Genomic DNA, 16,302 nt, shown 5'->3' with positions numbered 1-16,302 from the left:
ATGTAACGCTATTCGCCACCAAAGCTCCCCCTCGAAAAGCACGCCTTCATGCATATAATTTAAAAGTCACGTTTTGATGCGGCTTAAGCCTGTCGGCAGTGATAAATTGCGCCAATTATGCCCTTTAACAAAAAATCGGATACCCGAGCTATCCGATTTTTTCTTTTACCCTACAGTTTTCCGCGCGAATGTAGGATTATTTCACTGCAACCAGCCACTGGCTGAGTCGAATCCCACGTTTATCGGCATTATCACCAAAATCTTTAAGCACGGCTTTAACGTCTGCATCAATATATTCGGCATTATCATTATCGACAATCACCACACTATTTTCAGGGATCGCATTCAGTAAACCTTGTAGTCTGGGATTATGCATAAAGGTCAGGTTTTGCTGAAAACGCAAAACGTAATGGTCGTCATAGCGTGTAAGCTGCAACGCATTGCGGTGGCTTTTAGAGAGGTTATACCGGATCTGCATGACGATGCCGATAGCAATACCCGTCAGCATGCCAAATGTGATAATCCCAACGAGGGCGGCAAGGAAGGGAACATCCTGTTGCGCCCCCATACGAAACTGTTCGATAAAAGTCGCGGCGTAGCCAGTTTATAGTCGGTTTGAAGTAGCACGGCTGCCAGACTTGCCAGCGGAATAGCGTTCAGCATTTCGCTAAATCATAAGCCATAAATTAACAGTAATAAGCCGTGGATAAAGATCGGCAGTTTCGTCTGCGCTCCCGCATTAACATTTATTTACCGTTCCAGCTTTCCAGACGAGATCTACGCGTCGACAGCTGCTGCTGAGGGGTTAACTTCGTATAATTTTCTGTCATCCCACTTTCCCAGTCTCCATAGAGTGGGTTGGGTAATACAATAAATTGCGTACCAAAACGCTGATGGTTAAGGTTAACGAATTCACGCCGCTGCTGATTACCCTGATGCCAGGTCTCACCGCTAAAATCATTCAGGTTATCGCCGATATAAAGGACTACATTGTAGCCTTCACCTTTGATGGCATCGAAGCGCGTCTGCTTATTAGACGTTTCGGTATTCAAACGCACCGTTTTTTCATTCACGCCGGTAAAACCCAATTGCTGCATATTTGCAACGGTCGCGGCGTAATCTTTTTGTGTGCGGTTTGAGACATAAAACATTATGCCCCCGTGGCTGTTAACATAACGCGCGAATTCTACCGCGCCGGGAACCGCTTTAGCCTGTCGCGCCTGTGTCCACGCTGACCAGGTTTTGCTGCTAAAAGGCTGGCCCTCTTTCGCTTGCCAGGCACTGTATGCGCTGTTATTCAGCATCGTCTCATCCAGATCGACAATAACCGCTTTGGCTTTACTCGTTAGCGAAGGGGCCTGATCAAAAGCCAGCCGCGCACTATTAAAGGCCTGCCAAGCCAGTGCGTCATATTCAGCTGATTGCTGGAACCAGTTAACCGCTAAGACAGATTGCTGACTAAGTAGCTGCTGCGCCTGTTGCTGAGGCGGCTGCACACAGCCAGTCAGAAGTAGCGTCACCATGCCGCTAGCAACGAACATCACTGAGTTTTTCATCGTTCATCCTTAAGGTGAAGGTGGGTAAGGCTTCAAAAATGTAGCAGTTAACGTAAGCTGTGAGCAGCAGAACGCGCGCAGTTATGACAGGAGAAACGTATGCCCTTGCCCCCACGCTCACCATTACTCGATTCGCTCGGTTGGGTAGATTATGCTTTTCAGCCCGCTGGGCAATCCCCTCCTGCCAGTGCGGCTTATGGTCATCAGCGCCACAGCGCAAATGTGGTGCTGGACACACAAAATTTTCCGCCCAAAAGTTGCGAATCCGATGGCGTGATCGGCCTGGGTGATCGGCCAGTTGCGGTTTATACCGCAGATTGTTTACCTGTCTTAATCGCGGATACTCAACAAAAAAATGTCGCCGCCGTTCACGCGGGTTTAAAAGGAACATTAAAAGGCGTGTTGTACCGCGCCGTTGAAAAACTCTGCGCGCTTGGCACCACGCCAGAAAGTTTGTATGTTGCTATCGGTCCCGCCATCGCGCCCTGCTGTTATGAACTGGGTGCAGGCATGCTGGCAGAGATTGAGCAAACGCCTGGCGTACCGCAGCATATAAAGTGGCATCAATCGCAGCCTGTTAATCCTCATTCCCGACGAGCGCAGGCACACCCGCAGCAGAACGGCATTTGGTTTGATTTACCCGACCTGGCCACACGAATGTTAATGCAGGCTGGCATTCCTGCCGGTCAAATCGATAACGTGGGTGTGTGCACTTACTGCATGGCAGAAGCGGGATCGAGCTACCGCTCTAACACCCATTTTAATAGCGGCTATCAATCGCGTTATTCATGGATTCGACGTAATTCATTCAATCACCCTATGCGGAGGGGCTGATACCAAAAAGCGATGTTTAATGTAATCGTGATGAACATCGCTGTGCTTCTTTAATCCAAGCCTGACGTCTGCGTCACAGCCCCTGCTTTTTTGATACTTCTCACACCCTGACATCCTTTCACTTTTTTTTAACACAGAAATCGCTAAAGTTAACTCATCAGACCACTTCCCTGAGCGTGATGATGACTGAGCGCAACGCAGCTTACCCGGCATTATTTACCCCGCTAGATTTAGGTTTCACCCGGCTGAAAAATCGTTTCCTGATGGGCTCAATGCATACCGGACTGGAAGAACACACTGACGGGGCGGATCGGTTGACCACGTTTTACGCCGAGCGTGCACGCGAAGGCGTAGCACTGATTGTGACCGGGGGTGTTTCTCCTAACGCGCAAGGTGTGGCGATGGCACATGGCGCAATGCTTATTCATGAAAATCAATGCGGCTGGCACCGTCAAATCACCGAGGCCGTGCACCAACATGACGGCAAAATCGCGTTACAAATATTGCATACGGGCCGCTACAGCTATCAAAACGATCTGGTGGCGCCCTCCGCTCTTCAGGCGCCTGTTAATCCTTTTCCCCCCAAAGCGATGAGTGAGGCAGAAATTGAGCAGACCATCGCTGATTTCGCGCGTTGCGCCCGACTAGCTCAGCAAGCGGGTTACGATGGTGTTGAGATCATGGGATCGGAAGGCTATCTGATAAATCAGTTTCTGGTTAAGCACACTAACCAGCGAGACGATCGCTGGGGCGGCGATTTCAGTCAGCGTATGCAATTTGCGCTGGCTGTTACTCGTGCGGTTCGTGCCTCGACAGGCGCAAAATTTATTATTATTTTTCGCTTATCCATGCTCGACTTGATCAACCAGGGCAGCACCCTGCAAGAGACGCTAACCCTGGCGCGCGAGCTGGAACAGTGTGGCGTAACGCTATTCAATACCGGCATTGGCTGGCATGAGGCCCGCATTCCTACTATCGCCACCTGCGTGCCGCGCGCGGCTTTTGCCTGGGTTACGAAGCGTCTGCGCGCGCATGTTTCTGTGCCGGTCATTGCCACAAACCGGATCAACCATCCTGACGTAGCGGAACGGCTGTTACAGGAAGGCTACGCGGATATGGTTTCTATGGCGCGTCCTTTTCTCGCCGACGCGGCTTTTGTCAGCAAAGCACAGCGCGGCGCGCCTGAACGTATCAATACCTGTATCGCCTGTAATCAGGCCTGTCTTGACCAGATTTTTGTCGGCAAAGTGTCGTCCTGCCTGGTAAATCCACGAGCCTGTCATGAGACGCTGATGCCGATAACGACCAGTACGACGCCTAAAAACCTGGCGGTGGTGGGCGCAGGCCCGGCAGGAATGGCATTCGCCTTACAAGCAGCGCAACGGGGTCACCAGGTTACGCTTTACGAAGCTGCGCCTGATATTGGCGGGCAGTTCACTATCGCCTGCCAGATTCCTGGCAAAGCCGAATTCAGCGAAACGTTACGTTACTACCGCCATCAGCTGGCCGCAGCGGGTGTGACGATAAAAACGGCCTGTCGAGTAAAGGCTGATCAATTAGACGAGGCTGATGAAGTGATCCTGGCGACCGGTATTCAACCGCGCATCCCTACTATTCCGGGCATTGAGCATCCAAAAGTGCTTAGCTATCTCGATGTGCTACGTGATAAAAAGCCGGTCGGCGAGCGCGTTGCAATCATTGGCGCAGGCGGCGTTGGTTTTGATACCGCTGCGTATTTATCGCAACCGCTGCATGAAGAGACGCTGGACACCTTTTATGCTGAATGGGGAATTGATTACAGCCTGACGCAACGTGGCGGATTGACCCGCTCGCAACCGCCTCAGTCCGCCCGGCGCATTTGGTTGCTACAGCGTAAAGCAGGCAAGCCCGGCGCCACGCTGGCAAAAACTACCGGCTGGATTCATCGTACCACTCTGCAAGCACGCGGCGTGCAGCTGTGGGGCGGCATTGAATATTTGTTAATTGACGATAAAGGACTGCATATCCGACGAGAAGGCGACATTTTAGTGTTGCCGGTGGATAACGTGATTATCTGTGTCGGTCAAGAGCCGCAACGCGAGCTGGCCGCTGCGCTGCGTGAAAGCGGAAAAACAGTCCGGTTAATTGGCGGTGCCGACGTCGCGCTGGAATTAGATGCTCGTCGTGCTATCGCGCAGGCAACACAGCTGGCGCTGACGGTATAATGCTTAACGCATTTTCACCGCACGCAATATGACAAATTTTTGATTTGACGCCACCAGCGTGCAGTTTCCAAATAATTTTTTCAGCTTGTGGTGATAATCGAGATGACGATTGCCAACAATGCGCAGCTCGCCGCCATATTGCAGGCAGCGCTTAGCGTCACGGAGCATCTGCCACGCCAGATGATCGGTGATGGCATGCTGCTGATGAAACGGCGGATTACACAGCACCGCATGCAATCGGTCAGAAGGATAGCCGCTCAACACGTTGTTCACGCGAAACTGGCAGCGCGTCAGATCCTCTGGACGGTTGATCTCGACATTCAGACGACTGGATTCCACCGCCATGTAGGACTCATCAAGAAAATGCACTTCAGCCAGGGGATTACGCGCCAGCGCCATCAGGCCAATAACGCCATTTCCGCAGCCCAGATCGACAATCTCGCCTTCAATGTTTTCTGGCAAATGCTGTATAAACAAACGAGCGCCAATATCCAGTGCAGATCGGGAAAAGACGTTGGCATGATTATGAATTTGATAAGAGGTGCCATCCAGCGGCCAGACGAGAGTGGGTGACTGCTCAGGCAGAACCGGTTGGGTAAACTGGCTGTAAATCAGTCGTGCTTTTTTCCAGGCCAGCGAGGTTTTGGTTTCGCCAATGATTTGCCCGAACAGTTGCAGCGTCGAATTGTGGATTTCTTTGGCACGCGCAGCGGCCAGTATTACCGTTTCCGGTGTGATCGCCTGTCGAATTGAACGCAGCTGCTGCTCCAGCAACGCCAGCGTTTTCGGCACCTTAATCAGCACGGCGGCGGGCGCAGCCGGTAATGCCGCCAGACTGTCGAGGAAATGTACCTCGCCATCATCAAGCGCATTGAGGCGAAGATTTTGACGCGTAGCCTGCTGGCTCAGCCATGAATCGCTGATATGCCAAACCGGGCGTGGATTTAACGCACAGGTCAACGCACCAAAGCTGTCGTTAAATACCCATACCGGCCCTTCTGGCAGCGCCTGTTGTAACAGATATTCATCAGCCGCATCCCAGGCTTGTAATGGACTTTCGTCACGCATCTGCGGAAAACGATGCAGGATCAGTGTGCGATCGTTCAGTTCAAGTTGGCTCATGGTTTCTCCGGCATGGTACACTTTGGTTGGTTTTCGCCCCAAAAAGGGGCGCAGTATACTGTCTTTCACCGGGAATCCCTAATGTCCTCACTTATCTATCTTCAGGGTTATCCTGAGCCTATTCTTGAGCAGGTAAACACGTTGATCGAGCATCAGCGTTTGGGGGCATTTTTACAGGAACGGTATCCCGACACGCATAACGTCATCAGCGATAAAGCGCTGTATGACTTCACGCAGGGGCTAAAAAACCGCTTTATGCGTAACGCGCCACCTGTCAGCAAAGTTATTTGGGATAACAAAATCAAAGTGATGAAGCACGCACTGGGTTTACATACGGCGGTGTCTCGCGTGCAGGGTGGTAATTTAAAAGCCAAGGCCGAAATCCGTATTTCCACCTTCTTTCGCCTGGCGCCAGAGCCGTTTTTACGTATGATCGTGGTTCACGAACTGGCGCATCTTAAAGAAAAAGAACACGACAAAGCGTTCTATCAGCTTTGCTGTCATATGGAGCCGGATTACCACCAGCTCGAATTTGACGCACGCCTGTGGATGACCGATCAGGCGATGCGCGGTAATGCCGCTTAAAGAAACTCTTGTGCTTTTTGAATCAGGCTGGTTTTGGTTAATGCGCCGAGAAAATGGCGATCCTGCGGGTTATTCAATACCGGCAGGCGTTCCAGCGTAACCATTGCGAACGCTTCCCAGCCTTCCCGCATACTTTGATACTGGTAAACGCAGGGGAAATTATTATCCATCACCAGCTGCACTGGCGAATCCAGGGTGATCTCCTGCGCCAGTACTTTGCGTGCGATGTCGTGTATCGATACGACTCCCAGAAACGCGCCTTGATTATTAATGACATAGACGTAGCGTTCGCGCTTAAGTGAACTCACCGCCAATGCCTGGCCCACCGACTCTTCTGGTTTCAGGGCCGCGCCGGGAATGATCAGTTCCGCTACCCGCATATTATCGAAATCATATTTCGCTTCTGAGCGATTAAAGTGATTACTCACCACCGGATAAGTGCTGGCGGATTGCAGGCGATACACCACCATTGATGCCAGCACCGCCGCAATCATCAGCGGGAACAGCAGGCTGCTATTGAGCGTCATTTCCAGCACCATCAAAATTGCCATTAGCGGTGCCTGGCTGACTGCCGCTAACACCGCCGCCATGCCAATTGCCGCATACAGCAAAATATGGCTAAGCGGCAAATGAAGCGCTGTACCGCCCATCGCCAGCACTACCCCTAACAGCGCGCCAATTAACAGCGATGGCGTAAATAAACCACCGACAGCATTCGATCCCACCGACAGACTGGTTGCCAGCGTTTTCAGTAACAGCAGCAATAACAATCCCGGCAACAGGTAATGCCCTGCCATGATTTTTACGATGACTTCGTAACCGTTGCCTAAAATATCGGTTGAAATCAGCGCCAGTAACCCTACCGCAAAGCCGCCTGCTCCCAGTCGCAGCGGCAGCGAGCGCACCCGGCTAAACAGCATCCTGCTACGTGCAATCAGTTTGATCAGTAACCAACCTGCCAGCCCGGCGCATAAGCCAATGATCACCGTCATCAATAAGCTGCTGACATTCATCTGGAAATTCGTTTCGGCCAGCGGATAAAGCACACTGCGAAAGCCAAAAGACCACATTGTCATGACCGCCACGGCAGAAGCGATGATGAGCGGGATCAAACGCTGTAGCGCCGAAATGCCAAAGGCAATTTCAGCGACAAAAATCGCGGAGGCCAGCGGTGCATGATAAACAGAAGAGAGCCCGGCTGCGGCGGCCATCGCTACCACATCACTGTTTTTAAGCTTAAGGGAAGCGGGAAGAAACTTGCCCATCAGGCTGCCGCACAAGGCAGAAAGCTGCACCATCGGCCCCTCTTTACCAATCGATGCACCGCTGCCAATACTGGCAATAGAAGACAGTGCGCGGAATAGCGAGGTTTTGGTTGGCACTTCATCAAGCCGGGCATTAATAACTTCGAGATAATCGGTTTTAACCGTTTGCTGTTGTTCAATGGTAACGGCATAACGCAGAAAATATCCCGCCAGTAAACCGCCCGCGCCAACCAGCACTGGCCAGAGAAACCACGGCCAGATGTGCATCGCCTCGGTTATTTCATTGCTACTCCTAAACAGCAGATGATTGATCAGTTCAATAACGCCGCGAAAAGCCAGTGTAACCAGCGATGCAACGAAACCAACCGGAATAGCAATTAACAACGTGGTCCAGTTCAGTGCGTGTTTACTTCCTTTCACCTGCGCTCCTTCTTTCTGCCAAATGCCGTTGCGTCATCATAATATTGGAATGCGGATCGCAGGATCAAATTCGCCTTTAGCGCCTGCGTTGCGCGTGACGTTGGACATGCTACTCTGCCGTTTTAAAAAGCAGGAGTAACGTCGTGATTCGTTTTGCCATTGTGGGAACCAACTGGATTACCTGCCAGTTCATTGATGCTGCGCACGAGACTGGCAACATGAAACTGAGCGCGGTCTATTCGCGTAGCCAGCAACAGGCAGATACATTCATCAAAGAGTATCCCTGCAATCAAGTATTTACCTCACTAGAGGCGCTGGCCAGTTGTGCAGAGATTGACGCGGTATATATCGCCAGCCCAAATGCGCTGCACTGCGAACAGGCGCTGATGTTTTTGTCGCACGGCAAACACGTCATTTGCGAAAAACCGCTGGCCTCTCATCTCAAAGAGGTTGAAGCCATGATTGCCTGCGCGCGTGAACATCAGGTCGTTTTGTTTGAAGCCTTTAAAACTGCCAGCTTACCTAACTTCTTACGGCTGCAACAGGCGTTGCCGCAGGTGGGTAAACTGCGCAAAGCCGTGTTTAACTATTGTCAGTATTCATCGCGCTATCCACGCTATCTCAACGGAGAAAATCCCAATACCTTTAATCCACGCTGGTCTAACGGTTCCATTATGGACATTGGCTATTACTGTTTAGCCAGCGCCGTCATGCTGTGGGGCGAGCCGCAAAAAGTTCAGGCGCAGGCAACATTGCTGGATTCCGGCGTTGACGCACACGGGACAGTCGTGCTGGGTTACGGTGACTTTGATGTGGCGATTTTGCATTCCAAAGTCAGCGATTCCACGCTTCCCAGTGAAATCCAGGGTGAAGCGGGTGCGCTGGTGATACAAAAAATCCCGGAATGTCAGCAAGTCAGCTTTATTCCACGCGGCGGAGATAAACAAGACCTCAGCCAACCGCAGCACATTAATACCATGCTGTATGAAGCTGAAACTTTCGTGCGTTTGGTTGAGCAGCGTCAGATTGATCATCCCGCGCTGGAGGTTTCACGCATTACCGCCAGGCTACTTACGGAGATACGCCGTCAAACTGGCGTCATATTTCCTGCCGATCAACGTTAAGTGTAAATATTTCTAAATATTACTGACAGCGATTGCTTCCTGGTTACGAAGCCCGTAATTTACCCACCTGCAAAGGGGAGTAACTTATAAGCTGATCGATCGTCATTACGATGCATTCGCATCCGGTCATCAGGCAACCTGGACCTGTTTCTGTGTTGTAAGTGAGACCTTGCCGGAAGGCGAGGCTTGCTTACAACAAAATAAGCGGCTGACGTTTTCTGACTTCAGCCGCTTATTTATTTCAGACAGGGCAAAATTATGCAAACTGTAGGAACGCCATTACTTTGGGGCAGTTTTGCGGTGGTAGTACTTATCATGCTGGCGATCGACCTTTTTCTACAGGGGCGGCGCGGCGCGCAAACCATGTCATTCAAACAAGCCGCCGTCTGGTCGCTAATCTGGATTTCCGTCTCGCTGCTGTTTAGTGCTGCTTTTTGGTGGTATCTCGACAACCATGCAAGCCGTGAGGTCGCCACTGCTCAAACGCTCTCTTTTCTGACCGGTTATGTGCTTGAAAAAGCGCTGGCGGTAGACAATGTTTTCGTCTGGCTGATGCTGTTCAGCTACTTCTCCATTCCGGCTAATTTACAACGGCGCGTACTCATTTATGGCGTATTAGGCGCCATTATCCTGCGTACTCTCATGATTTTTGCAGGCAGCTGGCTGGTTACTCAATTCAGCTGGATTCTTTACGTATTTGGCGCATTTTTGCTGTTTACTGGCTTGAAAATGGCGTTTGCTAAAGAGGACGACGAGAAGGCTGTCGGGGAAAAACCGCTGGTGCGCTGGTTGCGTAACCATCTGCGCATAACCGATTTTCTAGAAGGCGAAAAATTTTTCACTCGCAAAAATGGCGTCCTGTTTGCCACACCGTTGCTGCTGGTACTGATCATGGTGGAACTGAGCGACGTCATTTTTGCAGTTGACAGTATTCCGGCCATTTTCGCCGTGACCACCGATCCTTTTATCGTATTAACCTCAAACCTGTTTGCGATTCTTGGTTTGCGCGCCATGTATTTCCTGCTGGCAAACGTAGCAGAACGCTTTTCGATGCTGAAATATGGTCTGGCGATCGTGCTGGTATTCATAGGCGGTAAGATGCTGATTGCTCATCTTTACCCTATTCCCGTGGGGGCCTCGCTGGGCGTGGTCGGTACGATTCTTGCCTCAACCCTGCTGATTAATGCCTGGGTTAACCACAGAAATGACCAGAAGAATATCTCATAATAATTCTCTACAGGGGCAGCATCTGCCCCTGCTTTATTTTGTATCAGCCGCTTCAGTCATTTATTATCTCTATTATCGTCCCGTTATCCAGCATAATAAAAACTCGATATTAGCCGCCTTAACAGAATTATCTCTTTTCTCGTCCATTCTTTTCCTTATACTCCGCTGGGCAAACCGCTTTGGCTGTGTGATTTATCGCAACCAATGCTACATCCCGCTAAAAATACAGAAAAATCTATGCTTAAAAATGTCTCCGCACGTCTGGGTACCCTGTTCGCAGGAAGCCTGGTGAAACAAATTATGATCGGGCTGGTCGCTGGCATTATGCTAGCCTGGCTGTCTCGCGATGCGGCGCTAGCCGTAGGACTGTTAGGTGAACTGTTTGTCAACGCGTTAAAAGCCGTGGCGCCATTACTGGTTCTGGTGTTGGTCATTTCCTCTATCGCTAATCATCAGCAAGGCCAGAAAAGCAATATCAGGCCGATCGTTATGCTTTATCTGCTCAGCACTTTCTTTGCCGCCGTTGTGGCGGTGATTTTCAGTTACCTGACGCCACAAGCCTTGACACTAACGGTAGGCGCCACTGAAATAACGCCGCCATCCGGCATTACCGAAGTGCTGCGCGGTTTGCTGATGAGTATGGTTGCTAACCCGATTACTGCGTTAATGAACGCTAACTACATCGGTATTCTGGTGTGGGCGATTGGATTAGGGCTGGCGTTTCGGCACAGCCAACCGAGTACCCGCGCGTTTCTGACTGACGCATCAAACGCAGCGACCTGGATGGTGCGCTGTGTCATTCGCTGTGCGCCCATAGGTATTTTTGGCTTAGTTGCGTCTATTCTGGCCTCGACCGGTTTTGGTGCTCTGTGGCAATATGCTCACCTACTGTCGTTACTGATCGGTTGTATGGCGCTGATGGCGCTGGTTGTCAATCCGCTGTTGGTTTTCAGTAAAATCCGCCGTAACCCTTATCCGCTGGTGTTTACCTGCCTGCGAGAAAGCGGTATGACCGCCTTCTTTACCCGCAGCTCTGCCGCTAACATTCCGGTGAATATGGCGATTGCAAAACGTCTAAATCTGGATGAAGACACCTATTCAATATCCATCCCGCTGGGTGCGACTATCAGTATGGCGGGCGCCTCGATCACCATTACTGTGCTGACGCTGGCGGCAGTACATACTTTAGGCATTAGTGTGGATCTGCCCACTGCTATTTTACTCAGCCTGGTCGCATCATTATGTGCCTGTGGCGCATCGGGCGTGGCGGGGGGTTCGCTGCTGCTGATCCCGGTGGCATGTAATATGTTCGGCATTCCCAATGATTTGGCAATGCAGGTGGTCGCCGTAGGTTTTATCATCGGCGTGCTGCAGGATTCGGCTGAAACGGCGTTGAATTCCTCAACGGATATTTTATTCACCGCAGCCGTTTGTCAGGCTGAAGCGGACCGCATACCGAGCCGCATTTAAAAAATTATGGCGACCAACGGAGGTCGCCATTTTTTTGATAATTACAGGGTTACGCCGCTTTTGAAAATTGCCAGCTCCCGGAAATCATTCTTTTCGTTATTTGTCGCCCGGCCATTTGCAATCGCGACGATGGTATCGACGAAATCGGCCAGCATATCGTCCATGCTCATGCCATGAATCAACCGTCCGGCGTCGAAATCAATCCAGTGTGGTTTTTTCTCCGCCAGCGGCGTATTGGTCGCCAGTTTCACCGTCGGTACAAATCCGCCATAAGGCGTACCGCGACCGGTGCTAAACAGCACCATATGGCAGCCCGCGCCCGCCAGCGCGCTGGTGGCGACCGCATCGTTACCCGGTGCGCTCAGTAAATTCAGGCCTGGCGTTTTTAACCGCTCGCCATATTTCAATACGTCCACGACCTGACTTTGTCCAGCTTTCTGTGTGCAGCCAAGCGACTTCTCTTCCAGCGTGGTGATACCACCCGCTTTGTTGCCCGGCGAGGGATTTTCGTAAATCGGTTGCTGATGATCGATAAAGTACTGTTTGAAGTCATTTATCATTGCCACGGTTTTATCAAAGGTCGCTTCATCACGGCAGCGGCTCATCAAAATACGCTCAGCGCCAAACATTTCTGGCACTTCGGTCAAGACGGTCGTGCCGCCATTAGCAATCATCTGGTCGGAGAAACGGCCCAGCAGAGGATTCGCGGTAATACCTGAAAAACCGTCCGAACCGCCGCATTCCAGCCCGAACTTCAGCTCGCTGAGTTTGCCCGGTACGCGTTGATCGTGGCGCATCTTTTCATACAGTGCATGTAGGCGAACCAAACCTGCTTCAACTTCATCGTCATGCTGCTGGCAAACCATAAACTCTACACGGTCGCTCTCAAACATGCCCAACGTTTCGCGGAAAGCATCAACCTGATTGTTCTCACAGCCAAGGCCAATCACCAGCACCGCGCCCGCATTTGGATGACGTACCATGTTTTGCAGCATGGTTCGCGTATTGTCATGATCCTGCCCCAGCTGCGAACAGCCAAAGGTGTGACTAAACAGAAACGCTCCATCGGTTCCGGCTGCATCCTGCGTTTCTTTCAAAAAACGTTGTAGGATCTGACGGGCAATGCCATTCACGCAGCCTACCGTAGGCAATATCCAGAGTTCGTTACGAATGCCCACTTCGCCATTTGCACGCCGATAAATTTGTACTTCGCGATCGCCCGGCTGCGGCGGCACAGTAATAAGTTCGGGCTGATAGGTATACTCATCCAGATCGCTAAGGTTAGTGCGCGAATTCTGAGAATGAATAACCTCACCCTGGGCAATTGGCTGAGTGGCGTGACCAATCGGCAGGCCATATTTGATCACCAGTTCGCCTTGCGCGATGGATTGCAGCGCAAACTTATGGCCACGTCCTACGTCCTGTTGCAGTTTCACTCCCTGCCCCGACAGCTCAACGGTGGCACCGGCGGCTAAGTCGCGCAACGCTACGGCAACGTTGTCGCGAGAATGTATTTTAATGGCGTCTTGCATAGCGTTATCTCAGTTGACTCAGCGCCTTACGCATTCCGTGGGCGATGATGTTTTGCAGGTGATGAGTAACCGCTGCCACTAATCCCGGTTGCAGGGTTAAATCTTCTCCCCAGTGTTGCGCGTCGCTTAACACGCTACTTACCAGCTGTTCGGGAGTAATCTGGCTAGCTTTCAATGCCGACCAGCCTTCGGCGTAGCGCTGTAACCATTGCGCTTCATCTTGCAGCGGCCAGCTTTTTTTATCTGACTCGCCACGATAAAAAGCGATTAAGGCGGCAAAGGCGAAGGTCAGGCGCTGCGGCCATTTGCCGGACTGCTGATGCGATGCCAGCAGCGGCGCGAGTAACCGCGTGCGAAACTTGGTCATGCCATTCAGGGCGATCGACAATAAGGCGTGATGGATAAAAGGATTACGGAAGCGGCGCTGTACCGCATCGGCAAAGGCATGGAGCTCATGACGCGGCAGATCCAGCGTTGGGATCACCTCTTGACGCAACAAATCATCAGTAAAGCCAGCAATCGCTGTATCATCCATCGCTTCGCCCACGCTTTCCAGCCCGGCAAGACAGGCCACCGGAACCATCGAGGTATGCGCACCATTCAGGATCGCAACTTTCTGTGCTTTATAGGGCGTGATGTCTTCCACTATTCGCACCTGAGGAGCCAGTGCATCCAGTCTGAGTTCATCAGCCAGAATGGCTGGCCCCTGGATCACAAACTGGTAATAAACTTCACCCGCTACCAGATAGCGATCTTCGTAGCCCAGCTGCGCTGCAAGCTGCGCGCTTTCCGGGGGAAAGCCAGTCACAATGCGATCCACCAGCGTGTTGTAGAACGCGCAATGCTGGTTGACCCACGCTTTAAATTCCTGCGTAAGCTGCCAGCGATCCGCATACCGCAGTACCATTTCGCGCAGCGTATCACCATTATGATCGATCAATTCACACGGCAGGATCAGCCAGCCTTTATCGCTTGCGCCCTTAAAATGGTTGAAGCGCGCCCACAGCAGTTGCGTCAGCTTGCCAGGAAAGCTGGCGGCGGGTTGATCGGCTAATGTGTCCGTTTCGACCAAAGCGATACCGGCTTCGGTCGTATTGGAAAATACGAAACGTATCTGTGCATTTCTGGCAAGCGCCAGAAAATCATCGAACTGTTTATAAGGCTGAATTTCACGGTTCAGACTGCGGATCAACCGCTTTTCACTGACCTGCTCGCCCTGGTCATTGAGTCCCCGAATCAGCGTGGTGTACAGGCCATCCTGCTGATTCAGGCTGTCGCTGACTTCACGATTACGCGGCCGCACGACCACAATCCCGGCATCAATACCCTGGTGTTCATTTAGCCAGTCGATTTGCCAGTCGATAAACGCACGTAAAAAGTTACCTTCACCGAACTGAATGACGCGTTCGCTATAACGGGCGCCGGGAAAGTCGTGACGATTTAGCCGCTGCATGATCAGACTCCCAGCTCAATGCCGAAGTAATCGCGGGCGTTATTGAAGCAGATGTTCTGTACCATCTGACCCAACAAGGCTTCGTCAGCGGGCGCTTCGCCTCGTTCAACCCAGTGTCCCATCATCTGACACAACAGCCGACGAAAATATTCATGGCGCGTATAAGACAGAAAACTGCGGCTGTCGGTCAGCATACCAACGAAGCGGCTTAGCAAACCAATCTGCGCCAGTTGCGTCATCTGTCGCTGCATACCATCGAGCTGATCGTTAAACCACCAGGCCGAACCAAACTGCATTTTCCCCGCTTCGCCTTCGCCCTGAAAATTGCCCGCCATGGTAGCAATCACTTCGTTGTCACGCGGATTCAGGCAATAAAGAATGGTTTTTGGCAATGCGTTATGCAGATTCTGTGCGCCAAGTAAACGTGCCAGCGGTTCCGCTACCGGCTGATCGTTGATGGAGTCAAAGCCGACATCCGGGCCGAGCAATTCATATTGACGGCGGTTGGTATTACGCAACGCACCAATATGATATTGCTGAACCCAGCCGCGACGGGCATATTCGCTACCCAGCCAGACCAGAACGGCGGTTTTAAACTGTGCAGTTTCCTGTGGATTCGGTGCCGTACCGCCCAGGCGACGCGACAGAATAGCATCAAGCGTGGCGTTATCCGCCTCGGCGTAACACACCACATCCAGCGCGTGATCGGACACTTTACAGCCATGCGCTGCGAAGTAATCCAGACGTTGACTCAACGCTCGCAGCAAGTCATCGAAGCGCTGCACGCTGATGTCAGCAATACGCTCCAGGTTCTGGATCCACGGTAAAAAGGTTTCGGCTTCAATATTGAAGGCTTTATCCGGACGCCAGCTCGGCAGCACTTTGACATCAAAATGGGTGTCATCCGCCAGTGCGCGATGATGTGACAGATCGTCGAGCGGATCGTCAGTAGTGCCCACCATTTTTACGTTCATCTGCTTCATGATGCCGCGCGTCGTAAATTCATCCTGCGCCAGCAGATCATTACAGCGATCCCAGATGTTATCGGCGGTTTTCTCAGACAACAGCGTGTCGGAGATGCCGAAAGGACGGCGCAGTTCGAGATGCGTCCAGTGATAAAGTGGGTTGCCAATGGTATGCGGCACCGTGCGCGCCCAGGCGTTAAATTTTTCCCGATCGCTGGCATCACCTGTACAAAATGCTTCCGGCACACCGTTGGCACGCATTGCACGCCATTTGTAGTGATCGCCTTTCAGCCAAATGTCATAAAGATTGGCGAAACGATAATTTTCGGCAATCTGCTGCGGTGGCAGATGGCAGTGATAATCGAAAATCGGCTGATCTTTCGCGTAGTCGTGATAAAGACGACGGGAAAATTCGGTATCCAGCAAAAAATCTTCGGTCATAAAACGCGGCATGCTCACTTCCTCTCAGGCTGAACCTCTAGATCCAAAGTTATCATACCAATTTTAGCCAGCAGAAGAATTCTTTGCGATCTCGCTCACATAAT

At 51.5% G+C, this 16,302-nt stretch carries 12 protein-coding genes and 1 pseudogene; 6 read left to right on the top strand and 7 right to left on the bottom strand.

Going from position 1 to position 16,302, the window contains the following annotated elements:
- Positions 1-196: 196 nt before the first annotated feature.
- Both QRY16_RS16535 and QRY16_RS16530 read right to left on the bottom strand, forming a co-directional pair.
- Positions 197-750 (bottom strand): annotated as a pseudogene (locus QRY16_RS16535) (SulP family inorganic anion transporter); the annotation flags it as partial.
- A complete protein-coding gene (locus tag QRY16_RS16530; RefSeq protein ID WP_193406498.1) occupies positions 747-1,556 on the bottom strand; it encodes a 5'-nucleotidase, lipoprotein e(P4) family in 810 nt (269 codons plus the stop codon). The gene QRY16_RS16530 and the pseudogene QRY16_RS16535, both read right to left, overlap by 4 nt.
- Positions 1,557-1,655: 99 nt before the next feature.
- On the opposite strand from QRY16_RS16530, the gene QRY16_RS16525 reads away from it, so the two are divergent.
- Both QRY16_RS16525 and QRY16_RS16520 read left to right on the top strand, forming a co-directional pair.
- Positions 1,656-2,390, top strand: coding sequence for a purine nucleoside phosphorylase YfiH/LACC1 family protein (locus QRY16_RS16525; protein ID WP_289777364.1), 735 nt, complete (start codon positions 1,656-1,658; stop codon positions 2,388-2,390).
- A 182-nt stretch (positions 2,391-2,572) separates the two neighbouring features.
- Complete coding sequence (locus QRY16_RS16520) at positions 2,573-4,594, top strand: NADPH-dependent 2,4-dienoyl-CoA reductase (protein ID WP_289777367.1); 2,022 nt, start codon at positions 2,573-2,575, stop codon at positions 4,592-4,594.
- Positions 4,595-4,597: 3 nt separating this feature from the next.
- Here QRY16_RS16520 and rlmG read toward each other — a convergent pair whose 3' ends face one another.
- Entirely contained in the window at positions 4,598-5,716 is a 1,119-nt protein-coding gene (gene rlmG, locus QRY16_RS16515; protein ID WP_289777363.1) for a 23S rRNA (guanine(1835)-N(2))-methyltransferase RlmG, read from the bottom strand.
- A gap of 81 nt (positions 5,717-5,797) precedes the next feature.
- Here rlmG and QRY16_RS16510 point away from each other — a divergent pair, with 81 nt between their 5' ends.
- Positions 5,798-6,301, top strand: a complete 504-nt coding sequence (locus tag QRY16_RS16510; RefSeq protein ID WP_193406496.1) for a M48 metallopeptidase family protein — start codon at positions 5,798-5,800, stop codon at positions 6,299-6,301.
- Here the strand turns inward: QRY16_RS16510 and QRY16_RS16505 are convergent.
- A complete protein-coding gene (locus QRY16_RS16505; protein ID WP_289777362.1) occupies positions 6,298-7,986 on the bottom strand; it encodes a chloride channel protein in 1,689 nt (562 codons plus the stop codon). The genes QRY16_RS16510 and QRY16_RS16505 overlap by 4 nt on opposite strands.
- Before the next feature lie 143 nt (positions 7,987-8,129).
- On the opposite strand from QRY16_RS16505, the gene QRY16_RS16500 reads away from it, so the two are divergent.
- The 3 genes from QRY16_RS16500 to sstT all read left to right on the top strand — a co-directional run bounded on the left by QRY16_RS16500 (position 8,130) and on the right by sstT (position 11,807).
- Positions 8,130-9,110: a Gfo/Idh/MocA family protein gene (locus QRY16_RS16500; RefSeq protein ID WP_193406494.1), complete on the top strand. Its 981-nt coding sequence runs from the start codon at positions 8,130-8,132 to the stop codon at positions 9,108-9,110.
- 258 nt (positions 9,111-9,368) lie between these two features.
- The gene (locus tag QRY16_RS16495; RefSeq protein WP_193406493.1) at positions 9,369-10,337 is read left to right on the top strand and encodes a TerC family protein; all 969 of its coding nucleotides are present in this window, start codon (positions 9,369-9,371) and stop codon (positions 10,335-10,337) included.
- A 237-nt stretch (positions 10,338-10,574) separates the two neighbouring features.
- Positions 10,575-11,807, top strand: coding sequence for a serine/threonine transporter SstT (sstT, locus tag QRY16_RS16490; RefSeq protein ID WP_289777361.1), 1,233 nt, complete (start codon positions 10,575-10,577; stop codon positions 11,805-11,807).
- 41 nt (positions 11,808-11,848) lie between these two features.
- On the opposite strand, the gene QRY16_RS16485 is transcribed toward sstT, so the two are convergent.
- The 3 genes from QRY16_RS16485 to uxaC are packed head-to-tail and all read right to left on the bottom strand — an operon-like array spanning position 11,849 to position 16,210.
- Entirely contained in the window at positions 11,849-13,339 is a 1,491-nt protein-coding gene (locus tag QRY16_RS16485) for a UxaA family hydrolase (RefSeq protein WP_289777360.1), read from the bottom strand.
- Positions 13,340-13,343: 4 nt separating this feature from the next.
- Positions 13,344-14,792 (bottom strand): tagaturonate reductase, encoded by a 1,449-nt coding sequence (locus QRY16_RS16480; RefSeq protein WP_289777359.1) that lies wholly within the window; start codon positions 14,790-14,792, stop codon positions 13,344-13,346.
- A gap of 2 nt (positions 14,793-14,794) precedes the next feature.
- Positions 14,795-16,210, bottom strand: a complete 1,416-nt coding sequence (uxaC, locus tag QRY16_RS16475; protein WP_289777358.1) for a glucuronate isomerase — start codon at positions 16,208-16,210, stop codon at positions 14,795-14,797.
- Between the last annotated feature and the right edge of the window lie 92 nt (positions 16,211-16,302).

Source organism: Mixta mediterraneensis (genome assembly GCF_030283135.1).
Lineage (GTDB): Bacteria > Pseudomonadota > Gammaproteobacteria > Enterobacterales > Enterobacteriaceae > Pantoea > Pantoea mediterraneensis.
Note: the sequence above shows the minus strand (reverse complement) of the source record. Positions and strands in the feature narration are given on the sequence as shown.